The following is a 22,095-nucleotide window of genomic DNA, read 5'->3' as shown; positions in this document are numbered from 1 at the left end:
AGCAAGCGGATGGGGCAGGTGTGGGAGACTGCCTCCGCGTTGTCATCCCGGTTTGGCGCAGCCAGGACCGGGATCCAGTACTCCCTGTGGCTGGCAGGTGGCCATCCGTGAGGGTGGGTGGTTACTGGGTCCCCGCCTCTGCGGGGATGACAAAGTGGGTGTGGTGAAGCAAGCGGTTGGGGCAGGCGTTGGAGACTGCCTCAGTGTTGTCATCCCGGTTTGGCGCAGCCAGGACCGGGATCTAGTATTCCCTGTGGCCGGTAAGTGGCCATGCTTGAGGGCGGGTGGTTACTGGGTCCTCGCCTTCGCAGGGATGACAAGGTGGGTGTGGTGAAGCAAGTGGTAGGGGCAGGTGTGGGAGACTGCCTCCACGTTGTCATCCCGGTTTGGCGCAGCCAAGACCGGGATCCAGTATTCCCTGTGGCTGGTAAGTGGCCATTCGTGAGGTCGGGTGGTTACTGGATCCCCACCTTCGCGGGGATGACAAAGTGGGTGTGGTGAAGCAAGCGGTTGGGGCAGACGTTGGAGACTGCCTCCGCATTGTCATCCCGGTTTGGCGCAGCCAAGACCGGGATCCAGTATTCCCTGTGGCCGGTAAGTGTCCATCCGTGAGGGTGGGTGGTTACTGGATCCCCGCCTGCGCGGGGATGACAAAAACGGGAGTGGCGATCCAGGTGGCTCAAGGGCAGGCATGGGCTGTAACTCGCCTTCAGTCTCCCCTTGGATACCGCTGGCTCTCTTCCACCACATTCAGGTCCATGTGGTTGCGCATGTAGCGTTCGGAGGCTTTTTGCAGGGGCTGGTAGTCCCAGGGGAAATAGGCGCCGTTGCGCAGGGCTTCGTAGACGATCCAGCGGCGGGCCTGGGATTGGCGGACTTCGGCGTCGAAGGCGGCCATGTCCCATTGCTTTCCGGCGATTTCCGCAAAGCGTACGGCAGTTGCCGCATGGGTCGGGTCGGCGGCGAGGTTGGTCAGTTCGTGCGGATCGTCCGTCACATTGAAGAGCAGCGGCGGATCGAGTTCGCAGTGGATGTATTTCCAATCGCCTTCGCGGATGCCGACCAGCGGCGCGTAGGAGGCTTCGGCGGCGTATTCCATCAGCACCGGTGCGGTGCGGGCCTCGCCTTTTGCCAGCGACACGAGGCTGGTGCCGTCGGTCCAGGGCATGATCTCGCTCATGTCGATGCCGGCAAGATCGCAGGCGGTCGGCAGAACGTCGAGCGTGCTGACCGGATCGGAAATGTGCTTTGGCGTCAGATCCGCATCGGCAACCATCAGCGGCACGCGTGCGGAGCCTTCGAAGAAGGTCATCTTGAACCACAGTCCGCGCTCGCCCAGCATATCGCCGTGGTCGGACACAAACAGGATGGTCGTGTCCTCGCTGAGGTCCATCGCGTCGAGGGCATGCAGGATCTCGCCGATCTTGTCGTCCAGATAGGAGATATTGGCGAAATAGGCGCGGCGCGAGCGGCGGATGTCTTCTTCCGTGATGTCGAATTTGCGCCAATCGTTGGCATCGAAGATGCGCTTTGCGTGTGGGTCGTGATCGTCATAGTGCATGGCGGGAACTTGCGGCAGCAGGTGCTCGCAGTCCTCGTAAAGGTCCCAGTATTTCTGGCGGGCGACATAAGGGTCATGCGGGTGGGTGAAGCTGACCGTCAGGCAGAAGGGCCTGTCGTATTTGCCGCGGCCGTAATCGTGGATCTTGCGCACGGCCTGGAAGGCAACATCGTCGTCATATTCCATCTGGTTGGAAATCTCGGCAACGCCTGCGCCCGTGACCGAGCCCATGTTGTGATACCACCAGTCGATGCGCTCGCCCGGCTTGCGGTAGTCTGGCGTCCAGCCGAAGTCGGCCGGGTAGATGTCGGTGGTCAGGCGTTCCTCGAAGCCGTGCATCTGGTCCGGGCCGACGAAATGCATCTTGCCCGACAGGCAGGTCGTGTAACCGGCGCGGCGCAGGTGATGGGCATAGGTCGGAATGTCGGAGGCAAATTCGGCCGCGTTGTCGTAAACGCCGGTGCGGCGCGGCAACTGGCCCGACATGAAGCTCGCCCGTCCCGGTGCGCAGAGCGGAGAGGCGGTGTAGGCGTTCTCAAATCTGACCGAACGTTCCGCCAGCCGCTTGAGATTGGGAGCGTGAAGAAAGTCTGCCGGTCCATCGGGAAAGAGCGTTCCGTTCAATTGATCGACCATCAAAATCAGGATGTTCTTGCGTTTGGTCATAGGGCTTCTCCAACGGACTGCAGGACGAGTGGCGGATACTTAATGTTTTTTTGATTGAGCAATCAATCAAATTCATTATCCTCTTTCACCAGCCCAAGACGTTATTAAAGCGAAGTAACTTGCACATCTTACCTATGTGTGCAGCTTATGCCGTTCAGCCGGGCCAGATTGGCCTGAATAAAGAAGGGACAGGTATATGAAGACTCTAAACCAGCCACTCTTACAATCGGGGATCTCCCGGCGAGGCGTTCTGATGGGAACGGCCGCTATCGGCGCAACGGCGTTCGCAGGACAGTTCGGTGTCGGGCCGGCTTCTGCGCAGCCCAAGAAGGGCGGCACGTTCCGGGTCGGCATGGCCGGCGGCAACACCAACGACAACTACGATCCGGGCACATGGGACAACGCCTATTCCCAGACCTTCGCGACCGCACGTCACGGCTACCTTGTTGAAATCGGGGCCGACGGTTCACTCGTGCCGGAAGTTGCCGAGAGCTGGGAAGCATCGCCCGACGCGAAAGAGTGGACGTTCAAGATTCGCCCGGGTGTTGAATACCACGAGGGCGGCACGGTAACTGCGGACGATGTCGTTGCCTCGATCAACTATCATCGCGGCGAGAAGAGTACCTCTGCAGCGAAACCGATTGTCGCGCAGATCGAGGACGTCAAGGCGAACGGCGATACGGTCGTTTTCACACTGGAAGCAGGCAATGCCGACTTCCCTTATGTCGTCAGTGACTATCACCTTGCGATCATGCCCGCCAAGGATGGCACAATCGATACCAGAAGCCCGAACGGCTGCGGTCCCTACAAGGTGGTCAACTACGATCCCGGCGTCATTGCCGAGCTGACGCGCAACCCGAACTACTGGAAAACCGACCGCGCCCATTTCGATGAAGTCAAGATGCTGACCATCCTGGATGCGGCTGCGCGCCAGTCGGCGCTGATGACGGGCAACGTCGATGCGATCGACCAGGTCGATCTGAAGACAGTCAGCCTCTTCCAGCGTGCGCCGAACGTCAAGATTCTGTCGGTCACCGGCACGCAGCACTACACTTTTGCCATGGATACGCGCGCGGCGCCGTTCAACGACAACAATGTGCGTCTGGCGCTGAAATATGCCGTCGACCGGCAGGAACTGGTGGACAAGATTCTGTTCGGCTATGGCGCGGTGGGCAATGATACGCCGATCAGCCCGTCCTACCGCTACTATGCTGACGATATCGAGCAGACTAGCTACGATCCGGACAAGTCCAAGTTTTATCTGAAACAGGCGGGTCTCGATTCGCTCGATGTCAGTCTGTCGGCGGCTGACGCTGCCTTCGGCGGCGCGGTCGATGCGGCAGTCCTCTTCTCCAACAGCGCCGCCAAAGCCGGCATCAACCTCAAGCCGGTGCGCGAGTCGAACGACGGTTACTGGTCGGACGTCTGGATGAAGAAGCCGTTTTCCGCCGTTTACTGGGGCGGCCGTCCGACCGAGGATCTGGCGTTTACGGTTGCCTATGCAGCCGGTGCTCCCTGGAACGATACCTTCTGGGACAACGAGCGCTTCAACAAGCTGCTGGTCGAGGCCCGTTCGCAACTGGACCAGGCCAAGCGCGCCGAGATGTACAAGGAAATGCAGCAGATCCTGCGTACGGAAGGCGGCGTGATCGTGCCGATGTTCGCCAGCTACGTGATGGCGCACACCAACAGCGTTGCGCATCCCGAAGTGGTGGGCGCCAACTGGACCCTCGACGGCTTCCGGGCCATCGAACGCTGGTGGTTCGCCTAACAGTCCCAAGACGGCTTCTGCAGCCGTAAAGGCGAAGGCGGTTGAACCCGCCTCGCCGGATTGATCTTCACAGCGCTCCATCGGGAGCCTTTCCAACGGCCAGCGGTCACTCCGCTGGCCGTTTTTTTCAAAAAGACGCTTGACCTGGAGTGCGCTCCAACTGGTAGCTGAAGGAAATCGTTCCGTTCGGAGACTGACATGCGGATTGGTGACCTGGCCGAGAAATCGGGACTTTCGACTGATACCCTGCGCTACTACGAGAAGATCGGCCTGATGCCACGGCCCCTGAGGGACGGTGGTGGACGGCGGGTCTACGATGCGGCGATCCTCAGATGGATTGATTTCCTGGACCGGCTGAAGTCAACCGGCATGGGCATCAAGGATCGGCTGCATTACGCGGACCTGCGCACAAAGGGGGCGGCCTCTCTGACAGAGCGCCGTGAATTGCTGGAACAGCACAGACAGAAGGTTGCCGGCGATATCGTCCGGCTCACCGAAATGCTGGATGTCCTGGACGATAAGATTGATCTCTACAGAAGGATGGAAGCGGGCGAGACCGTCGACCCCACCTTCGAAAGCTGCGCCCGGACCGAACACGCTGCGCCGCCAAGCAAGGAAGTTCCGAAAGATGAGCACCGCCCTGGAACGCGGCCGCGCGCTGACGCAGAAACTTAATCCCGATCTCGAAGCCGTTCTCAGCAAGGGCTATGACGACCTTCTGCCCGGCTTTGCCGAAAGCCTGATCGAATGGGCTTATGGCCGGCATTATGCCCGTGAGGGCCTTGACCTGAAAACGCGCCAATTGTGCACCATCGCGGCGCTGACCGTGCTCGGTGGACAGACGGCACCGCAGTTGAAGATCAACATCGAACACACGCTGGCCACCGGGGCCAGCCGCACCGAAATCATCGAGGCGATCTGGCAAATGGCCGTCTACGGCGGCCTGCCGGCAGCCATCAACGGCCTCAATGCGGCGCGGGAGGTGTTCGAGGCTCAGGATGCGGCGTGAGTGAAATCAGTCACGCATCTAATCCGCCAAGATGATTGCGGATAGCCAGGTGAAAAACAGTGGGGTGCCGGTATACCGGCATACCCTATTGCAGTCCCCACTCAGGCCGCGGCGACGTCCTGAAGGAACCTGTCGATCCGGGTGGTAACCTCGGCGAGTTGACGGGTGGCAGCATCGGTGATTTCTTCCACCTCACGGGCCGACAGGCTGGTTTCGCTGGAGCCACGGGAGAGGTCGCCGATATTCTCCGATACACTGGCGGTCTGTCCGGCAGCCTGGGAGACGCCGTCGGAGATTTCGGTGGTTGCACCGGCCTGCTGTTCCACGGAGCTTGCCATGGCGGCCGCAGTTTCGTTGACGGCTTCCATCATGGTCATGATCGTGCTGATCGCTTCGACGGCGCCGCTGGTTGCGTCCTGAATTTCGGTCACATGGCTGGAGATTTCCTCGGTCGCCTTGGCTGTCTGTCCAGCCAGTGACTTGACCTCGGAAGCAACCACGGCAAAGCCTCGTCCGGCGTCACCGGCGCGTGCGGCTTCGATGGTCGCATTGAGTGCCAGCAAATTGGTTTGCTCGGCAATCTCCTGAATAAGCTGTACGACGGTGCCGATGCGCTCCGCAGCGGCGGACAGACCCTTGATCTGGTCGTTGGAGGTGCGGGTGGCGCCTGCGACTTCTTCAACGCGCACCAGGGTGTCATTGACCTGCCGGCCAACTTCCTGAACCGAGGTGCTGAGTTTTTCCGTGGCGGCTGCAATCGTCTGGACGTTGTGGCTGGCCTGGCTGGACGCCGTGCTGACGTCCTCGGACCTGCCTGTGGTCGTGCGGGCGATTTCGGACAGCTGCTCGGCAGTGTTGTCGAGCTGCTGCATGTTGCCGGTCACGGTGGCGAGGGCTTCCTCGATATCCTGACGGAAGGAGGCCACCAGCGCGTCAACGGTCGCCTGTCGTTTGCGGACATCTTCCTGGCTCGCAAGGGTTTCCTTTTCCAGCCGCATCCGTTCGATTTCCCGATCGCGGAAGGTGGCGACGGCCTGGGCCATATGGCCGATTTCGTCCTTGCGGTTGGTTGCGGGCAGGGCGATATCCGTATCGCCGTCCCTCAGTTTGAGCATTGCTCCGGTCAGCCCCCGGATGGGGCGGATGATGGCGCTGGACAGCAGCACGACGAAGGCGATCCCCAGAAGCAGGGCCAGCCCCAGAGTGACGGTAATCTGTGTCTGTGCGCCAACGGCACTTGCAAGAGCGGTCGCCTCCGAGTTGGCGCTGATGACTTCCGCCTGGTCCGTCAGCGAGGCGGCTGCCGCGGCAAAGGACTTTTCGCTGGATCGCAGCGCGGTGGTTGAGGCAACGACTTCGACGAACGTGGCCTCAAGTTCCGGCAAGGCGTCCGCTCCGGCTGCTACAAGTGCTTTCAGAGGACCGTTCAGAAGATCGCTCAGGGCCTTGTCAGAGGCATTTTTGCTGGCGGAGGTTCGCACGGTGTCAAGATTTTCAAGCTCTGTGCGCGCGTCGGTCAGGTACATCTGGAACGTATCGGCGGAGACCTGAGAAGAGGTGTTCAGATAGTCGGAGTAGGCGCTGCGGATGCCGAGCACGCTGCGGGCCACGCTCTGGGTGTAATTCGACAGCAGTGCGATGTCTGCGCTGGCCTTGTCGAACTCCCTCAGTTCCTTCGTCAGGTCGTTGATCGGCTCCTGGGCGGCCTTGATGATGGTGTCGGCGAGGGTGATCAGTTCGCGGGTGGCCGGTTCCAGCTGCGTGTTCCAGGCGTCCGGGGCCGGAGATTTGAGATGCGCCTTCAGCAGCTTTTCAAAGGAGTTGGAATGTTTTGTCAGAGACTTGACGCTGTCCTTGATCGTATCGGTCTTCACCGTTCGACGAACCGCCTTGGCATCCTTGACGAGTGCATCCACCTGTTTGGCCAGCTTCTTTGCGAGAGCCTTGTCCGGTGTCGCGGCAAAGGTTTCCACCTCCTGTGCCAGCACCACCGTGGTGATGCGCATGTTGCTGAGACGTGGGCTGACGTTGGACAGGTTGTTCATCTTGCCTTCGTTGTTGAGGGCAAGGGCAGATCTGTATGCAGCAAGGGCCGTGTAGTCTTCGAAGGCTTTCTTGGTCGTCTCGACCATTTCGGCAGTAAGCGTGTCGAGGCTCGCAGCTGCGGTGTCGCGGCTCTGCCGTTTGTCGCGCAGCGTCGCAAAGCTGCTCTCGAGCTCGTTGACGATTGTCGCAAGTTGCGTTGCCGCCTGAGGCTGGCTTTCGGACAGGTTCAGGCTTTCACGGGAAATCGAGGCGATATCGGTGGCGACGCCGTCTGCCGCCTGGTTGCTGCCATCCCGGCCGAATGTCTGGGCGTTGGTCAGCAATTTGGGAACGCTGCCGAGAAGCTCGTTGGCCGTCTTGGCGACCGTTACCGAGTTCTTGACCTCCGAGCCGGCGTATAAGCCACCCGCGCCAACTCCGATGGCGCACAGAAGCATTGCACCGAACCCGATCTGCAACTGGGTCTTGATCGGCCAGTCGAAGAAAACGCGCTGCCGCGACGCGGTTCCAGGGCGGTCAATCCCTGTTGGTAAGGCTCTGGTTGCACTTTTCCGGAAAGGAAAGCTTACGAACTTCATTCTTGCGCCCCGGATATTATCTAGCCGGAAGCACTTTGCGCGGAAAGTTTTAATAAGATCCGAAAGAGGTCTGCATTAATTATGAGCTGTCATTTGTTTGTATTTTAAGCACGTAAGACTTTGGAAACGCTCTTTTTCGGGAGCGGGCAAACAAGGGGGCCGTTGTTGAGGGAGACATATTCGCCTAATGCGTCAGACGCCTGTGGTCGCTTTGCAGTTACTTCTTTAGGCGGGTGTTGAGGGCTGCCTGCAATCGGTTAATGAGGGACGCATCTATGTTCCTGTTGCAGGCCAGCGCGAGTTCCACTTTCCGGAGGGTGAGCAGCCTCTTGATCTCCGCGCCTTCCTGCGCAGCGACATAGGGAGATGAAATCAGGCCGCCCAGCCAGAGTTTGGTATGACCGGACTGCAGCATGTTTGCATTCAGCTTGTCTTCATAAACGAGAACCAGATTCGGGTGGCCCGCTTTCTGAAGTTCATTGGTGCTGGTCCAGCCGCCGACGGCGCCTGTCGCATAGGCGAAACTGTCCTCCACGGAGGACAGTTCGATTGTGCTGTCCTTAAGCGCAAACAGGCCGTAGCCGTCGTATTCCAGAGGTCCGACCCAGGAGAAATTCGGTTCACGGGCTTCAGTGCGCCACAGAGCCATGAAACAATGGTTGGCGCTGCTTTCAACCGCATTCAATCCGCGTTTGAAAGGCCGCATATGCATCTCGACCGATATGCCGGCCTCGTCGGCAAGGCTTTGGACAAGTCTGGTCACAGTGCCGTCGATGCGCCCGTTTTCATACGGGAAATAAAGGGGTTTGTAGTCTTCGGTGTAAATGACAATTTCAGCGCGAGTATTGTCCGTTGCCGAGGAAATACCTGTGCTTGCAAGCAATGCAATTGCCAGAAAAAACGCTGATAATCTGATGTGCATGAAGACTCCGGTTCATGCGTATTATCTAAAAAATCTGCCGAAAGCTTTGTTTCAGAGGCACACTATACAGGTTTGAAGGTTTAGGAAGGGTATCCGATCATACTTTCCCGGGCTCACTCTGCCGGTCCTGCCTGTCGCTATGGCCGAGATCCTTCTCCGGCCAGAGTTGGTCGCGGAGCCGTTGTTTCAGCACCTTGGCATCCGGAAAGCCGCCATCCGTTTCGCGGTTCCAGACGGTTTCACCGTCGCAGATGATCGTGAAGATACCGCCAGCGCCGGGAACAAGGCTGACCGCACCGGTTTCTTCGGAGAAAGTGGACAGGATCTCCTGAGCCATCCATGCGGAGCGCAGCAGCCAATTGCATTGGCGGCAATAGGTGATGATGATATGGGGCGAAGGGACGTTCGTCATGGCGTCCGGCCGGTTCCTTTGTTTCACTTGATGGTTTTTGCTTGTGCCACAACTTTGCTCCGACGCGCCAGACGCTACTTTGCCAGTTATTCTGGAGACGTTTGAAAACCATCCGGAATTGCACATCCTTTGCGGTGAGCCTCTGACGGCCACGGCGTTTCCCGGGTTGACCAACCGTGTGTTCAAGCTTGAGGCCGAGGAAGGCAGCTTCTTTCTGCGGCTGCCGCGCCCGGAGGCGGCAGGCAGCATCGACCGGAAAGCGGAAGCGCGAAACCTGACGCTGGCCGCAGCTGCTGGCTTAGCCGTGCCGCCGGTGTTCTGTGATCCAGGTACAGGTGTTCTGGTGACGAGGGCCGTCGAGGTCAGGAGTATCCCTGCCGGCCTTCTGGGGCTGCCGGCATATGATCTCGCTCAGGCTCTTGGTCAGGCGCTGGGGCGTTTGCATGGGTCCGGCGCCGCCTTCGAGGGGCGTCTCGACCCGGACAGCGTGCTTCAGATGCAATGGCAAGGGCTTCTCGATATGACTGAGCATCGCGCGGAGATGGCCGGACTGGAGGAGGTGCTGAAGCTTCGCATGGCCGATAGAGACGGCCCTGAGTATGTCCCGAGCCACGGGGATCCCTCTCCGGGTAATTGCCTGATGACGGCTGAAGGGCTCTGGCTGATCGACTGGGAGTTTTCCGGCATGTCCGATCCGGCCTGGGATCTTGCCTATGCAGTTCTGGAGCACGAGATGAGGCCGGATCAGGAGGACGTCTTTCTGCAAGCCTATGCGGCAACCGGAGCTGTGCTGCCTGACGCGGCACGTCTTAGCGTCATGAAAGCCAAATGCGACACGGTATCGGCACTGTGGGCACTGGAGCAGGTGGCGGCAGGACGGGACGAAACCGTGTTTCTTCTCTTTGCCAGGCAGAGGCGAATGCGGGCTCTTCAACAACTGGCGGATCTTGCTTGAACCTGGAAGACAGCCCGAGCATCAGGGAAGGCGGCGTCAGTTGAGCGGAGCCTGTCCGTTGGGGTCTGCAAGGCATTGGCTGTATCGGTTTGACATCCGGTTCCGCAGCGACTGGTTTTCCGGTTCTGCCAGCAGCTTGTCCCAGATGCCGTCCGCTCTCAGATAATCGAGCGTGCATCCGCACGCCGCCTCGCAGATTTCAGGCGTGGCGGTTGTGCCCTGACAGGAAACCGTGCAGTTGCGCACGAAGGCGATTGCGGACCGGTCCATCTCAGGTCCGATCTGTGTTGCTGTCCACACCAGGCCGTACAGCAAAGGCTGATGCAGCAGATAGACGGCGAGGGAATGGCGACCGAGAAACCGGGTCAGGCGGCCCGGAGGGCGCGAAAACATCAGGCCGGACACCTTCTGCCAGAGGTCGAACTTGCGAAAAATCTTCGAAACGGCAACACCGGCGAGTGTCACACCTGCCCATGGGGCAAGCGGAACATAGTCGACGCTTGCGAAACCCGGCGTGCCAAGCCCGGTCCACAGCCACACCTGCCCGTCAAATGCCGGAGAAGCGGCCCAAAAGGGCAGGCTGAACACCAGCGCCGCGGCGAGCCCGGCAAGGAAGACGGGAAGTCGCGTGAAGGGCAAGGCGATCAGGCTGGACAGCGCAATGCAGTGCAGAATGCCGAAGCGGACAAATGTGTCGCCGAAGGTGAAATAGGTGACCGCAGACACTGCCGCCGCCGCAGCGACAATCACGACAAGACGGCGCCAGAAAGCCCGCCAACGGATGCCCTTGTGATGCGCGAAATCGAGGCTGATGCCGGCCAGAAACAGGAAGCTGCCGGCTATCGAAGCAGCAAAGATACGCCAGCCGGAGCCCTGGGCGACGGGCCAATCGACATAAGCGAACCAGGAGAGGTCCCAGGAAAAATGGTAGATCGCCATGGCGACAACTGCGAGGCCGCGGGCAAGATCGAGCACGGCCAGACGCGTTGAACGCATAAAAGGACTTTCTGACGATAACCGGGGTAGATGACGGGCGGTTATGCCGGTCTGGATTAGCTGCTGAAGGTCACGACCAGTGTCGTGATCAGGGCCGACGCAGCCATCAACGCGCCGACATATGGCCATGGAGATGGACGATGGACGGTAAATACGTCCTGGTTCGCCGACTTTTGAAGCATGCCCTCACTCCTTTGTCCCACCACGAAGTGGGGCAAGAGTGAGCCAAATGTCCGGCGGCGGTAAAGACGGTAAATCAGGTCTCGGCCGGTTTTCCCAAGGAAAAAGGCGATATGTGAAAGACCCGGCAAAATTGACCTAGGCGATCTGCCCTGCCGAAGCGTCCGACGACCTGCGGACAAGAGCGCTGCGGGGTTCCTCTTAGAGGTCCAGTGTGTCGAGGCCAGCTTCCAGGTGGTCGGCCAGAAGCGGCAGGCCAAGCAGATAGTTTGCCGTGGAGCCGGCGGCACGTTCCTTTGCTTCATCGACGGCTTGCTGGAAGTCTTCAGCCTCGAAGTCGCCACGGCCGATCCACGCGATGGCCACCAGTTCGGCGGCTTCATCGACATTCAGATCCTCGATCAGTTCCCGCAATTCTTCATCGGAGAGGTCGTCGTTTTCCTCTTCGGCCAAGCCATCGTGACCGTGGCTCTGTTCCAGCGTGTCGGCATCGAATTCGACGTCGCCTTCGTGACCGTCCTCGAACGTGTCCTCAAGCGAAGATGAGACGGCCCGTGCCTTCTGTGCTAGCAGGCGGATCGTGTCTGCTGAAAGTGTGAGGTTGATGTCCATTGATGCCTCCGACAAGCCCTTCGTGTCTTTATCGATCCACTTTTCGTCGTTGGCAATGGTCATGATCGGAATTCCTTCTGTGGCCGCCAATTGCAGCGGCGATAATCACCCGCTGAGAGATAAATGCCCCGCTGCAGGTTTTGTTCCACGCCCGAGGCAGGGACGTGGCGGAAGATTTTCACAAAGACCCGCACCCGAGTTATCCCCGGTATCCAAGGCCGAACCCGGTGTCTCCGGTAAATACGCTGCCGGTGCCTGCCCGAAGCCGGATGTGGTCTTGCGGGCAAAACCTGTTCTTGCTTTACTTGGCTGGCAGTCGAAATCCTGTCCTTGACCGTGATCAACAGCGGGGCGACAGGCTGTTCACCCCAGGCCGATCACCCAGGTGCGGTCAGAATGTGGGTGTGCCCCATTGCTTGGTTTTGCGATGGCCTGTCAGCCAGACAAAAGAGGGGCCGGCAGCGGAAAAGAAAGTTTCTCCGGCGGCGGACCGGGCACTGAGGCCCGGCACTCATGTCAAGCATGAGGCCGGGTCTCGGCTATCTTGGGGATTGTGTTTTCAGAACGTGGACTTTGATGGCAGACCGGGGATCGCCGGTGCGCTTCCGACTACCGTGTGGGCGGCAGGGGCGGTTTTGGTGATGCTGTTCATGTTGGTTGGTTTGGCCATGGCTGCCGCAGCGACCAGGGCGGTTGCCAGCAGCATGCCCAGAAAGATCGCCTGCAACAGCGGCCGGGCTTCATGCAGGTCGCTTTTCGAGGGATTGGATTTTCTGGATTTCTGATTTTCGACGCGTGCCATGATCAAGTTCTGTCAGGTTTGAACGGTTGTACGGTGGCTGCTGTCAGTCTGCCTGCGCATCTGCGCCGGTCAGGTCCTGAAACAGGCGGCGGGCCATCAGACAGGTGACGGCGGCCATGGTCAGAAACGCGACCATCGGCAGCGCCAGGGACGGCTCCAACGTGGACATCATCATCAACAAGCCTGCTGCCATGATGAACAGGGAAACAGGTTTCGAGCTTACGTTCTGCGTTTCAGTCGTCGGCTGAACAATCGTTGCTAGGGCCATCGGCTCCTCCATCCGCTTGGGAGACATCAATTTCGATGGAAATTGCGCCGTCAGGCAGACGCGAATTAGACATGGCCTGTGTGTTTTCATGACCATTTTGCGGCAAGTTCCGACTGATTGCTGGCGCCCGGCATAAGCACCACAACAGGTGGTGTCCAGTCTCCGGTCGCGGCTGCAAACCGGAGCGAGGGTATCTTGATTTTCGCGTTACCAGGCCGTCTCAGGCACGTGTGCAGTCAAGGGCAGAATTCTGTAAATTAACCCCTCGTAAAAATAACAATAAACCTTCTCGTAAAATGTATTTCATTTTTAAAGACTGTAAAAATTGACGTAAGCCAGGATTTTAACAGCGGGATTTTAGCTTTTGTTTGCATTTCACAAGCATGCTCCAGAACAGGGAGACCCGCTAAGAACAGACCAGGCATCGAATGACGACTAACGCCGCTCAGAGCGCCACGGTGGATAAGCCGACAGACCTAGCAACGTCGACGGAACCGCCGGTCAAAAAGGCTGCGGAGCCACCGGCTTTAGCTCTGGCGGGTATCCAGTTTTTCATCGCAGATATCAGCAGAAAGACCATCCTCTGGCATGAGGTGGGGTCGCAGAGTTTCAACAGTGAAGTGCGCGATCTGCAGGAGGCGCCTTCCAACGAAGCATTGCGCCATCTGTCGCCGGAGGATCGGAAAACCATTCTCCGTCTGGTGCAGGGCGCTATCCGGGAAGGGCGGGCAGGACCGTTCGATGTCGGCGGCGGACCGGACCACCGGATCCCGGGCATTCCGATCGTTGCCTATCGTTATGAGTTGCCGGACGGCAAGATCCTCGCGATCTGCTTTCCCTCCGTTGGCGAGAACGACGACAATCCGGGCAGGGTCGTGCTGGGGCTTGCGCCGATCCTCCAGCATTTCGTGGCGTCGTCGACGCGCGGGGTGCTTCTGGTCGATAATTTCGGCTACGTGCGCTTTGCCAGCGACGGTTTCCTGAAGAGCTTTCAGATCGAGGACGCGCGGCTGATCCTTGGGCGCAACATCGCCCATATCCAGAACCGGGTTGGCCGGACGATCGTCTCCCTGACGCTGGCGGCGCTGACGCGCCGGGCGAGCGCGACCGGCCGGGGCAAGTTTCTGCTGGCCTCCAACGACAGCGTCGAATTGAAATATGACGCCATGTATTTCCGCGTCGGCGGCACGGTGGGCGGCGTACTGTTCTCGGCAGGCCATGCGGGCGGCGATGTCGATTTTGCCAAGGTCTTCGAAGCGTGCAGCGCGCCGATCCTGGTGGTCAACATCAAGTCACGCATGATCATCGCGGCCAACAATGCGGCGATGAAGACCTATCATTTGACGTCGGAGGCAATCGACGGCCGTCCGATCACCGAAATGCTGCTGCACCCGAGCAATTACGCCTCCCTTTTGACGGCCGCCAAGGAAGCTTCGGATGTTCCTCTGTCGGTGCCTGTGACCGTGCTCAACGGCCAGACCAAGAAAAAGCGCTTCAAATCCACGATCATCGATGAAGACAAGGACGAGCCCAAGCTCATCCTCGAAACGAGAAGCTGATTGTGTACTCCGGGCACGGTTGACCGGCCCGTTTGCGTCAAGCCGCGGAAGCTTCGTTCCCGGTGTGGTGTTCCACGGCCCAAAGGAAGATCCGACCCAGGATTTCAGCCAGGCCGCGGCCCTTTGGTGTCAGGCCGTAGCGGACACGGCGGCGAGCGTCGTCCAGCTGGGTGCGGGCGACAAGTCCGGCCTCTTCCAGATGGCGCAGCTCCTGGACGAGCACCTTTCGGCTGATCGGCGACAGTGTGCGCTGAAGTTCCAGAAAATGATGATCCTTCAAGGCCAGGCAATGCAGAACCCTGGGTGTGTGTTTGCCGCCTATGGTTTTCAGAGTGTCGGCGACAGGGCAGTCCTGCGTGCCGGGCAGGCGCCAGAGGGGTGCGATCGGTTCGCTCATGTCCGTTTCCGCCGGTTTGCCCGGATCCAAGGCGTGTCCGGGTTACCAAAAGGTGCCTAATTGAACGCTTTTTCGCGTCCGCCTAGGAAAGGCTCAGCCTATCACCAGGAAGAGAGCCGCGGCAAACATGTCCGAGATCCAGATCCACGCCATTCCGATCCTGCCGTTCGGCATGGTCAATGCCTTTCTGCTGACCTCTGCCGATGGTGCGGTGCTTGTCGACACGGGGTTGCCGGGCAGCGAACGCAAGATCGGAAAAGGTCTGTCAAAAGCCGGTTGCTCCCTCGCCGACCTCAAGCTGATCGTGGTGACCCATGGCCATATCGATCATGCAGGTAGCGCCGCGCGCATCAGGAAACTGTCCGGGGCGCCCATTGTGCTGCATGAAGGCGATCTGCCCTATTGCCAGGGCAGGGCGCCACTGCTGCGTCCCTCCGGCCCATTCGGCCGCCTGTTCAAGATGACGGGGGCCATCGAGCGGCCGTTTGCGAAGGTCGAGCCGGACATTCTCCTGTCGGCAGACCAGACCCTGGATCTGTCAGCCTATGGCCTTGCGGGAGAAGTATTGCCGACGCCTGGCCACACGCCGGGATCGCTTTCGGTCCTGCTTGCAGACGGTACCGTCATCGCGGGTGATCTGGCGGCATCCGGCATTCTTCTTGGGGGAATCGCATTCAAGGGCTGGCCCAAGCCACCACCCTTTGAAGAAGACACGATTGAGGTCGCCCGGTCGCTGAAACTTTTGCTGTCGAAGGGGGCGAAACGGTTCTATCTCGGCCATGGTGGACCGCTTGATGCCAGGGCGATCGAAAGATACGCCGGCAAACTGGCGCAAGCGGTCTGAAAACGCCCGGTCTCGTCTTGATTTGGTCTTGTTTTCCGCAGCGCACGGATCTAGGGTCCGCGCGCTGTTAATCCCGTTTCCCCCTGGAGGACATTATGGGCTTTCTTGCTGACGCATTGGCGCGTGTTCAACCTTCTGCGACCATCGCCGTCACCAACAAGGCACGCGAGCTTAAAGCCGCAGGCCGCGATGTAATCGGTCTCGGAGCTGGCGAGCCGGATTTCGATACCCCGGAAAACATCAAGACAGCCGCCATCAAGGCCATCACCGACGGCAAGACCAAGTACACGGCTGTCGATGGCATTCCGGAGCTGAAGGCGGCTATCGTCGAGAAGTTCAAGCGGGAAAACGGCCTCACTTACGAAACCAACCAGATCACCGTTGGAACCGGCGGCAAGCAGGTGCTTTACAATGCGCTGATTGCAACGCTGAACCCGGGCGATGAAGTCATCATTCCGACCCCTTACTGGGTGAGCTATCCGGACATGGTGCTGCTGGCAGGCGGCGAACCGGTGATCGTGGAAGCGGACAAGTCGACTTTCAAGATCACCCCTGAAGCGCTCGATGCGGCGATTACCTCGCGTTCCAAGTGGCTGATCTTCAACTCTCCGTCCAACCCGTCCGGTGCGGCTTATACGGAAGCTGAGCTGAAGGCGCTTTGCGCTGTGCTGATGAAGCACCCCCAGGTCTGGGTCATGACCGACGACATGTATGAGCACCTCGTCTATGATGACTTCAAGTTCACCACGCCTGCTCAGGTGGAGCCTGCTCTTTACGAGCGCACGCTGACAGTCAACGGTGTCTCGAAGGCCTATGCGATGACCGGCTGGCGTATCGGCTATGCCGGTGGCCCGGCCGAGCTGATCAAGGCGATGGCCAAGGTCCAGTCGCAGTCGACCTCCAACCCGTGTTCCATTGCTCAGTGGGCGGCGGTCGAGGCGTTGAACGGCACCCAGGATTTCATTCCGAAGAACAATGAAATCTTCAAGGGTCGCCGGGATCTGGTCGTCTCCATGCTGAACCAGGCGAACGGTATTTCCTGCCCGGTGCCCGAAGGCGCGTTCTACGTGTTCCCGTCCTGTGCCGGCACCATCGGCAAGACGGCACCGTCCGGCAAGGTGATCGAGAGCGATGAGGACTTCGTCTCCGAGCTTCTGGAAGCTGAAGGCGTTGCCGTTGTTCACGGCTCGGCTTTCGGTCTCGGCCCGAACTTCCGCATTTCCTATGCGACCTCCACCGAAGCCCTGGAAGAAGCCTGCACCCGCATCCAGCGCTTCTGCGGCAACCTGAAATAAGCTTTTCGATCTTCGCGAAGCGTTGAGAAAGGACGGCCTTGTTGGCCGTCCTTTTTTGTTGCGGTCCGGGTTTCTGCGTGCGTGGCCCGGGTTTAGAGCATGCTATGAGCGTCCTGGCCTGTTCCAATTGATGAGAGGATGAACGGTGGCAAACGCTCGACAGAAACAGCTTCTTGTTGATCTGCTCGAGAGCCTGCCGTCGATTGTTTTCATTCTTCTGCGGCGGCAGGCGAGCGATCTGTAGCTGGCTGGCCGGTACGGTCTGGGCCTTCTGGGCTGCGCAAAACAGCATTTTACCGGTGGTCGCCACATTGACCCTGCTGATCGGCGGTCAACGGTTCCTGATCGCGGGGCTGTCGGAGAAATCTTCGAGCAGCATCATGCTGGCGTCTGCTTTGGGGAGCGCTTCGGAGACCTGCGAAATTTATACATGACACGTTGTTTTCCTGCCGCGATTTTGACGTCTTGGCACGCCATATCACGGAGGTAATCCGCACGTCTGTTACAAGCGGATATTCGCAGCCGAACGGGAGTTCTCTCTATGCGTATTCTGACACCGGTTCTCGCTGCCGTGGCCATTGCCACGGCGATGCCGGCCTTTGCCTCCGAAGACAGCCCAAAGGTTGAAATCGGCAAACTGACCTGCCTTGTGGAAGGCGAGCACAGCTTCATTGTCGGTTCTTCGGCAACACTTGGATGCAGCTTCTCACCGGTCGATGGCGGCGCGGTGGAGAACTACAAGGGAACCGTACGTGACTACGGGCTCGACATCGGCAAGACCAAGCAGGCCACGCTGGTCTGGGGCGTCCTGGCGCCGTCCGCAAACCGCAAGCCTGGCCTTCTGACGGGTACTTACGCCGGACTGACTGCCGGTGCGAGCGTTGGTGCGGGGATCAAGGCGAACGCGCTGCTGGGTGGTTTCGATCGGTCCATCGCGCTCAATCCCTTCAGTCTGGAAAGCCAGACCGGAACCAATCTGACCCTGGGTGTCAGCAAGATGACGCTGGAACTGATCAACTAAGTCTCAGCGGCCATCCGTCGCTTCATCTCCCAGCTTCAGTCGCGGCAGCTTTCATTTGCACCGGCACAGGGTGTTTCCACCTTGTCCGGCTGCATATTCTGCCGGTTGATCTGCTCGGTGCGGTTCAGGCGAACCGCACCGTCGATCTGTTGACGGGTCGAGAAGCCGGACTGTTGCCGATTGAGGTTCTGGTTGAGCTGCTGCCCGGCCGAGGGCAGCCGCGGCGAGGACGCCATGGGGGGACTGCGTAGCTGGTTGGACTGCGCCTGCGCCGGAAATGCGGGTGCCGCGGCCATGATGGCTGCAAAGAGTAACAGGGTCTTGGTCAAGCATGCTCCTTGGGCCCGGAGGCGGTTCATCACAGACTACATAGGTCGCCGCGCTTGAATTTCACTATTTGACAAATCCGGCAGGGCAAAGGCATTCCCGGTCGTGTCTCTGAAAGACGGGCTTTTTCAAACGCCGGTTTGGAGATTTACCACTGCCAAGGGTGTGGCGTCATCTTCTGACCAACCAGTTCATGCGCCTCAACGCGTCGGGTCTCTGGTTTCCAAGCCCCCTGCGAAGCTTCTCACGGGCTAATTGCTGCGCTGCCGCGTAAGATTCCCTTGCGTTGCCGCTGGCATCGGCGCGACGATGGGGGACCGCCCCTGGTCGATCGGCCGCTGTTTGGGGCTTGGTGCGATGAGTACCGGGCTATAGGCCTTCGATCCCATCCGGGCGAGACGCGGAAGGCCGCGTTCCCCAGCCGGCCCTGCCGCGTTGTTACGAGGTATCCTCGAACTAACGGGAGGCTCAGCATGACAATGAGTTCAAACGGAAAAGGATCTGCCGCGGGCAGCGCTCCGCGCTGTATCGCCTTGGTGGGTCCGTTCGGCAGCGGCAAGACCAGTATTCTGGAAGCCTTGCTGGCGCGAACGGACAAGGTGGCCCGGCAAGGAACCGTCGCGGGCGGCAATACGGTGGGCGATGCTTCGTCCGAGGCACGTGCCCACGGCATGAGTGTGGAACTGAACATCGCGGATGTGGAATTTCTGGGAGACCGCCTGGTGTTCGTCGACTGTCCGGGATCGGTCGAGTTCCTCAGCGAAATGGATGGAGCTCTGTCCGGTGTTGATCTGGCGGTCGTTGTGGCGGAGGACGACGAGCGCAAGGTTCCGGCCTTGCAGCTGATCCTCAAAGCTCTTGAAGCCCGCGCCATTCCGCGGGTTTTGTTTTTGAACAAGATCGACAAGAGCACACAGCGGGTGCGTGATGTCCTCAGCCTTCTGCAACCGGCCTCTGCCGTTCCGCTGGTGCTGCGGCAAATTCCGATCTGGGAAGACGGTCTGGCAACCGGTTTCATCGATCTGGCTCTGGAACGGGCGCATGTCTATCACGAGAAAGAGGAAAGCACTCGGATCGACATGTCCGATGCGGACCTTGCGCGCGAGCATGAAGCCCGTTTCACCATGCTGGAGCATCTGGCCGACCATGATGACGACCTGATGGAGGCGTTGCTTGAGGATATCGCACCCAATCGCGATCAGGTGTTTGCCGATCTGGTGAACGAAATGCAGGACGGCCTCATCTGCCCTGTCTTCTTCGGCTCTGCAGAACACGGCAACGGCGTCAGCCGATTGCTCAAGGCCCTGCGCCATGAAGTTCCAGGTGTCGACCTGCTGTCGCGCAGGGTGCTCGGCGCAAAGTCGAAGGCGACGCTGCAGGTCATCAAGACGCTGCACACCCAGCACGGCGGCAAGCTGTCGATTGCCCGTGTTCTGGAGGGCGTGGTCTCCGATGGTGACAGTCTCTTCGTCAATGGAGACAGTGAAGTGAGGGTTTCCGGCCTGTTCTCGGTCTTCGGCCAGCAGACAAACAAGATTGCGACCGCAGGCAAGGGGGAGCTGGTCGCACTTGGGCGTCTCGATGATGTGCAGACTGGCGACCTTTTGAGTTTCGAAAGCGGAAAGATCCAAAGCCTGCAAATGCCGGAGAGACGTCTCCCCGTCCTGGCAACGGCGATTGCCGCCAATCATCGCAAGGATGAAGTCCGGTTGTCGGCGGCGCTTGCAAAGCTGGTTGAAGAAGATCGCTCGCTGGTTGTCTCGCAGAATCAGACAACGGCGCAAACACTGCTATCGGGGCAGGGCGAGATGCACTTGCGTGTTGCCCAGGAAAGGCTTGCCGGAAAATACGGATTGGATGTCTCAGTCCATACACCGCATTTGCCGTATGAAGAAACGATCCGCACAGGCACCAAGGTTCGTGGTCGTCACAAGAAACAGTCGGGCGGGCACGGTCAGTTCGGCGACGTGGTGATTGAAATATCTCCGCTGCCGCGCGGTGAAGGCGTCCAGTTTTCCGATACGATCACCGGAGGCGTCGTGCCGAAACAATATATCCCGTCGGTGCGTGACGGCGTGCTGGAAGCATTGAGGCAAGGGCCGCTGGGGTTCCCGGTGGTGGATGTGTCCGTCTGTTTGACAGACGGGTCCTATCACTCTGTCGACAGTTCCGATCAGGCCTTCAAGATGGCTGGTATTCTGGCAATCCGGGAAGGTTTGATAGAGTGCAAGCCTGTGCTGCTGGAGCCGATCCACAAGGTGGTGATTGCCTGTCCGAGCGATGCAACGGCACGGGTCAACGCGATTGTCTCGGCGCGGCGCGGACAATTGCTCGGCTTCGACGCCCGCCCGGACTGGGTCGGCTGGGATGAGGTTCAGGCGTTGATGCCGGAGGCGGAAATCGGTGACCTGATCGTTGAATTGCGCTCTGCGACAGCCGGTGTCGCCAGCTATACGGCCGAATTCGACCATATGGCGGAATTGTCCGGCAAGGCGGCCGATCTGGCTCTGCAAAGGTCTGGCAAGCAGGCGGCGTGATCAGCCACCTGAACGCGATTTCAAGAGGGGCCGACTGGCCCCTCTGTTGCGTTCGAAGTGCCGCTCCGGTCAAAGATTCGATCACATTGATGTTGCGTCCGGTCACCAGGGCGTTATTTGCCATTGAAGGCCGATTCCGGTTTCCTTCGGAACAAACGGGAGACTGACAATGAACATATTGAAAAAACGCAGCTGGGAGATTCCCGAGTGCGAGGCGACGCCAGAGGCGGTTTTCATGAACCGTCGACAGATCCTCGCCGGCCTTGTCGGGGCCGGGGCCCTGATGGGCACGGGACTTGGAATGCGACCCGCCTTTGCGGAAGAGGACCCAAGCGCCGGTCTCTATCCCGTCAAGCGAAATGCCGCCTTTACACTCGACCGGAACGTGACCCCGGAAGAGTTCACTTCCAAATACAACAATTTCTATGAGTTCGGCACGCACAAGCAGATCTGGCCGGCGGCGCAGGACCTCAAGATACGTCCCTGGACCGTCGTGCTGGATGGCATGATCGACAACCCGCAGGAGATCGGTATCGACGATCTCCTGGCCAAGATGCCGCTGGAAGAGCGGCTCTATCGCCATCGCTGTGTGGAGGCGTGGTCGATGGCCGTGCCCTGGTCGGGATTCGCGCTTGCCGAACTGGTCAAGCTCGCCGGACCGCAGACAGGTGCCAAATATCTGCGGTTTGAAACCTTCCTCGATCCGTCCGTTGCCAAGGGTCAGAAGCAGAGCTGGTATCCCTGGCCGTATGTGGAGGGGCTGACGCTGGAAGAGGCGACCAACGAACTGGCGTTCATCGCGACCGGCATCTATGGCAAGCCGCTTGCCAAGCAATATGGTGCGCCGATCCGTCTGGTGGTTCCGTGGAAGTACGGTTTCAAATCGATCAAGTCGATCGTGAAGATCTCCTTCACTGACGAGCGTCCTGTCAGCTTCTGGGAAGAGATTCAGTCTTCGGAATATGGTTTCTGGGCGAACGTGAACCCGTCAGTGCCACATGCGCGCTGGTCGCAGGCTTCCGAGCGATTGCTTGGAACGGACGAACGCCGCAATACGCTTCTCTATAACGGCTATGAAGAGCAGGTCGCCGGCCTCTACAAGGACCTGGGCAACGAACGCCTGTTCATGTGAGATGAGGTGGCATCACGTCATGCTGCGGCGCAGCAAGCGGTAGACAAAAAAAGAGCCGGGTCTAAAAGACCCGGCAGTTTATTTTGATTCACTGTAAACAGTGGAATCACCTTCCAGAGGGGAACAGCTGGTCGGAACATCACTGGGAGGAGGACGTGATGTCCGTGTGACCAACAGTGATGCTTATATGCAGTGCACAAGCTGC

General features: G+C 59.2%; 22 protein-coding genes. 11 read left to right on the top strand and 11 right to left on the bottom strand.

Translation table 11 applies throughout. The features are described 5' to 3' along the window. Positions 1-709: 709 nt before the first annotated feature. A complete protein-coding gene (betC, locus tag AC2A6O_RS28065; RefSeq protein WP_498932033.1) occupies positions 710-2,227 on the bottom strand; it encodes a choline-sulfatase in 1,518 nt (505 codons plus the stop codon). Positions 2,228-2,423: 196 nt separating this feature from the next. Here betC and AC2A6O_RS28060 point away from each other — a divergent pair, with 196 nt between their 5' ends. The 3 genes from AC2A6O_RS28060 (at position 2,424) to AC2A6O_RS28050 (ending at position 5,007) form a co-directional block, all read left to right on the top strand. Next, a complete protein-coding gene (locus tag AC2A6O_RS28060; RefSeq protein ID WP_498932032.1) occupies positions 2,424-3,998 on the top strand; it encodes an ABC transporter substrate-binding protein in 1,575 nt (524 codons plus the stop codon). Between the two features lie 198 nt (positions 3,999-4,196). Continuing rightward, the gene (locus AC2A6O_RS28055) at positions 4,197-4,673 is read left to right on the top strand and encodes a MerR family transcriptional regulator (RefSeq protein ID WP_498932031.1); all 477 of its coding nucleotides are present in this window, start codon (positions 4,197-4,199) and stop codon (positions 4,671-4,673) included. Further along, positions 4,627-5,007 carry a carboxymuconolactone decarboxylase family protein gene (locus AC2A6O_RS28050; RefSeq protein WP_330563324.1) on the top strand — a complete coding sequence of 127 codons (381 nt, stop codon included), beginning with the start codon at positions 4,627-4,629 and terminating at the stop codon, positions 5,005-5,007. Before AC2A6O_RS28055 ends, AC2A6O_RS28050 begins: the two co-directional genes overlap by 47 nt. Before the next feature lie 101 nt (positions 5,008-5,108). Here AC2A6O_RS28050 and AC2A6O_RS28045 read toward each other — a convergent pair whose 3' ends face one another. From AC2A6O_RS28045 to AC2A6O_RS28035, 3 genes are all read right to left on the bottom strand, one after another. Beyond that, on the bottom strand, positions 5,109-7,631 hold the full coding sequence (locus tag AC2A6O_RS28045) for a methyl-accepting chemotaxis protein (RefSeq protein WP_498932030.1): 2,523 nt from the start codon (positions 7,629-7,631) through the stop codon (positions 5,109-5,111). Between the two features lie 217 nt (positions 7,632-7,848). Next, positions 7,849-8,553 carry a substrate-binding periplasmic protein gene (locus AC2A6O_RS28040; protein ID WP_498932029.1) on the bottom strand — a complete coding sequence of 235 codons (705 nt, stop codon included), beginning with the start codon at positions 8,551-8,553 and terminating at the stop codon, positions 7,849-7,851. A 97-nt stretch (positions 8,554-8,650) separates the two neighbouring features. Next, positions 8,651-8,965: an Rdx family protein gene (locus tag AC2A6O_RS28035; RefSeq protein WP_498932028.1), complete on the bottom strand. Its 315-nt coding sequence runs from the start codon at positions 8,963-8,965 to the stop codon at positions 8,651-8,653. Positions 8,966-9,044: 79 nt separating this feature from the next. Between AC2A6O_RS28035 and AC2A6O_RS28030 the strand changes: the two genes are divergently transcribed. Further along, complete coding sequence (locus AC2A6O_RS28030) at positions 9,045-9,920, top strand: phosphotransferase (RefSeq protein WP_498932027.1); 876 nt, start codon at positions 9,045-9,047, stop codon at positions 9,918-9,920. A 36-nt stretch (positions 9,921-9,956) separates the two neighbouring features. Here AC2A6O_RS28030 and AC2A6O_RS28025 read toward each other — a convergent pair whose 3' ends face one another. The 5 genes from AC2A6O_RS28025 to AC2A6O_RS28005 form a co-directional block, all read right to left on the bottom strand. After that, positions 9,957-10,916, bottom strand: a complete 960-nt coding sequence (locus AC2A6O_RS28025) for a heparan-alpha-glucosaminide N-acetyltransferase (RefSeq protein WP_498932026.1) — start codon at positions 10,914-10,916, stop codon at positions 9,957-9,959. A 56-nt stretch (positions 10,917-10,972) separates the two neighbouring features. Continuing rightward, a complete protein-coding gene (locus tag AC2A6O_RS28020) occupies positions 10,973-11,098 on the bottom strand; it encodes a hypothetical protein (RefSeq protein WP_286192709.1) in 126 nt (41 codons plus the stop codon). A 199-nt stretch (positions 11,099-11,297) separates the two neighbouring features. Continuing rightward, on the bottom strand, positions 11,298-11,771 hold the full coding sequence (locus AC2A6O_RS28015; RefSeq protein ID WP_498932025.1) for a DUF3775 domain-containing protein: 474 nt from the start codon (positions 11,769-11,771) through the stop codon (positions 11,298-11,300). A 496-nt stretch (positions 11,772-12,267) separates the two neighbouring features. Next, positions 12,268-12,510, bottom strand: a complete 243-nt coding sequence (locus AC2A6O_RS28010) for a hypothetical protein (protein WP_498932024.1) — start codon at positions 12,508-12,510, stop codon at positions 12,268-12,270. Positions 12,511-12,553: 43 nt separating this feature from the next. Next, entirely contained in the window at positions 12,554-12,778 is a 225-nt protein-coding gene (locus AC2A6O_RS28005) for a hypothetical protein (protein WP_498932023.1), read from the bottom strand. A 428-nt stretch (positions 12,779-13,206) separates the two neighbouring features. Between AC2A6O_RS28005 and AC2A6O_RS28000 the strand changes: the two genes are divergently transcribed. Next, positions 13,207-14,337: a hypothetical protein gene (locus AC2A6O_RS28000; protein WP_205514165.1), complete on the top strand. Its 1,131-nt coding sequence runs from the start codon at positions 13,207-13,209 to the stop codon at positions 14,335-14,337. Positions 14,338-14,374: 37 nt separating this feature from the next. On the opposite strand, the gene AC2A6O_RS27995 is transcribed toward AC2A6O_RS28000, so the two are convergent. Then, a complete protein-coding gene (locus AC2A6O_RS27995) occupies positions 14,375-14,734 on the bottom strand; it encodes a winged helix-turn-helix transcriptional regulator (RefSeq protein ID WP_498932022.1) in 360 nt (119 codons plus the stop codon). A 127-nt stretch (positions 14,735-14,861) separates the two neighbouring features. Between AC2A6O_RS27995 and AC2A6O_RS27990 the strand changes: the two genes are divergently transcribed. From AC2A6O_RS27990 to AC2A6O_RS27975, 4 genes are all read left to right on the top strand, one after another. Further along, positions 14,862-15,578, top strand: coding sequence for an MBL fold metallo-hydrolase (locus AC2A6O_RS27990; RefSeq protein WP_498932021.1), 717 nt, complete (start codon positions 14,862-14,864; stop codon positions 15,576-15,578). A 95-nt stretch (positions 15,579-15,673) separates the two neighbouring features. Beyond that, positions 15,674-16,873, top strand: coding sequence for a pyridoxal phosphate-dependent aminotransferase (locus AC2A6O_RS27985; RefSeq protein WP_498932020.1), 1,200 nt, complete (start codon positions 15,674-15,676; stop codon positions 16,871-16,873). Between the two features lie 203 nt (positions 16,874-17,076). Beyond that, positions 17,077-17,307 carry a hypothetical protein gene (locus tag AC2A6O_RS27980; RefSeq protein WP_498932019.1) on the top strand — a complete coding sequence of 77 codons (231 nt, stop codon included), beginning with the start codon at positions 17,077-17,079 and terminating at the stop codon, positions 17,305-17,307. A 107-nt stretch (positions 17,308-17,414) separates the two neighbouring features. Continuing rightward, positions 17,415-17,894, top strand: coding sequence for a DUF992 domain-containing protein (locus AC2A6O_RS27975; protein ID WP_498932018.1), 480 nt, complete (start codon positions 17,415-17,417; stop codon positions 17,892-17,894). Positions 17,895-17,929: 35 nt separating this feature from the next. Here AC2A6O_RS27975 and AC2A6O_RS27970 read toward each other — a convergent pair whose 3' ends face one another. After that, the gene (locus tag AC2A6O_RS27970; RefSeq protein WP_148585882.1) at positions 17,930-18,223 is read right to left on the bottom strand and encodes a hypothetical protein; all 294 of its coding nucleotides are present in this window, start codon (positions 18,221-18,223) and stop codon (positions 17,930-17,932) included. 477 nt (positions 18,224-18,700) lie between these two features. On the opposite strand from AC2A6O_RS27970, the gene AC2A6O_RS27965 reads away from it, so the two are divergent. Both AC2A6O_RS27965 and msrP read left to right on the top strand, forming a co-directional pair. Continuing rightward, positions 18,701-20,758 (top strand): elongation factor G, encoded by a 2,058-nt coding sequence (locus AC2A6O_RS27965; RefSeq protein ID WP_498932034.1) that lies wholly within the window; start codon positions 18,701-18,703, stop codon positions 20,756-20,758. 169 nt (positions 20,759-20,927) lie between these two features. After that, on the top strand, positions 20,928-21,890 hold the full coding sequence (gene msrP, locus AC2A6O_RS27960; protein ID WP_498932017.1) for a protein-methionine-sulfoxide reductase catalytic subunit MsrP: 963 nt from the start codon (positions 20,928-20,930) through the stop codon (positions 21,888-21,890). Positions 21,891-22,095 lie beyond the last annotated feature (205 nt).

This window comes from Labrenzia sp. ATLA3 (assembly GCF_057180185.1).
This window is presented reverse-complemented; position numbering and strand designations above follow the sequence as displayed.

What these genes read in the sequence shown, in the direction of transcription:
- betC (WP_498932033.1), bottom strand. Translation starts at nt 2,227, where the DNA reads ATGACCAAACGCAAGAACATCCTGATTTTGATGGTCGATCAATTGAAC.
- AC2A6O_RS28060 (WP_498932032.1), top strand. Translation starts at nt 2,424, where the DNA reads ATGAAGACTCTAAACCAGCCACTCTTACAATCGGGGATCTCCCGGCGA.
- AC2A6O_RS28055 (WP_498932031.1), top strand. Translation starts at nt 4,197, where the DNA reads ATGCGGATTGGTGACCTGGCCGAGAAATCGGGACTTTCGACTGATACC.
- AC2A6O_RS28050 (WP_330563324.1), top strand. Translation starts at nt 4,627, where the DNA reads ATGAGCACCGCCCTGGAACGCGGCCGCGCGCTGACGCAGAAACTTAAT.
- AC2A6O_RS28045 (WP_498932030.1), bottom strand. Translation starts at nt 7,631, where the DNA reads ATGAAGTTCGTAAGCTTTCCTTTCCGGAAAAGTGCAACCAGAGCCTTA.
- AC2A6O_RS28040 (WP_498932029.1), bottom strand. Translation starts at nt 8,553, where the DNA reads ATGCACATCAGATTATCAGCGTTTTTTCTGGCAATTGCATTGCTTGCA.
- AC2A6O_RS28035 (WP_498932028.1), bottom strand. Translation starts at nt 8,965, where the DNA reads ATGACGAACGTCCCTTCGCCCCATATCATCATCACCTATTGCCGCCAA.
- AC2A6O_RS28025 (WP_498932026.1), bottom strand. Translation starts at nt 10,916, where the DNA reads ATGCGTTCAACGCGTCTGGCCGTGCTCGATCTTGCCCGCGGCCTCGCA.
- AC2A6O_RS28020 (WP_286192709.1), bottom strand. Translation starts at nt 11,098, where the DNA reads ATGCTTCAAAAGTCGGCGAACCAGGACGTATTTACCGTCCATCGTCCA.
- AC2A6O_RS28015 (WP_498932025.1), bottom strand. Translation starts at nt 11,771, where the DNA reads ATGACCATTGCCAACGACGAAAAGTGGATCGATAAAGACACGAAGGGC.
- AC2A6O_RS28010 (WP_498932024.1), bottom strand. Translation starts at nt 12,510, where the DNA reads ATGGCACGCGTCGAAAATCAGAAATCCAGAAAATCCAATCCCTCGAAA.
- AC2A6O_RS28005 (WP_498932023.1), bottom strand. Translation starts at nt 12,778, where the DNA reads ATGGCCCTAGCAACGATTGTTCAGCCGACGACTGAAACGCAGAACGTA.
- AC2A6O_RS28000 (WP_205514165.1), top strand. Translation starts at nt 13,207, where the DNA reads ATGACGACTAACGCCGCTCAGAGCGCCACGGTGGATAAGCCGACAGAC.
- AC2A6O_RS27995 (WP_498932022.1), bottom strand. Translation starts at nt 14,734, where the DNA reads ATGAGCGAACCGATCGCACCCCTCTGGCGCCTGCCCGGCACGCAGGAC.
- AC2A6O_RS27990 (WP_498932021.1), top strand. Translation starts at nt 14,862, where the DNA reads ATGTCCGAGATCCAGATCCACGCCATTCCGATCCTGCCGTTCGGCATG.
- AC2A6O_RS27985 (WP_498932020.1), top strand. Translation starts at nt 15,674, where the DNA reads ATGGGCTTTCTTGCTGACGCATTGGCGCGTGTTCAACCTTCTGCGACC.
- AC2A6O_RS27975 (WP_498932018.1), top strand. Translation starts at nt 17,415, where the DNA reads ATGCGTATTCTGACACCGGTTCTCGCTGCCGTGGCCATTGCCACGGCG.
- AC2A6O_RS27965 (WP_498932034.1), top strand. Translation starts at nt 18,701, where the DNA reads ATGAGTTCAAACGGAAAAGGATCTGCCGCGGGCAGCGCTCCGCGCTGT.
- msrP (WP_498932017.1), top strand. Translation starts at nt 20,928, where the DNA reads ATGAACATATTGAAAAAACGCAGCTGGGAGATTCCCGAGTGCGAGGCG.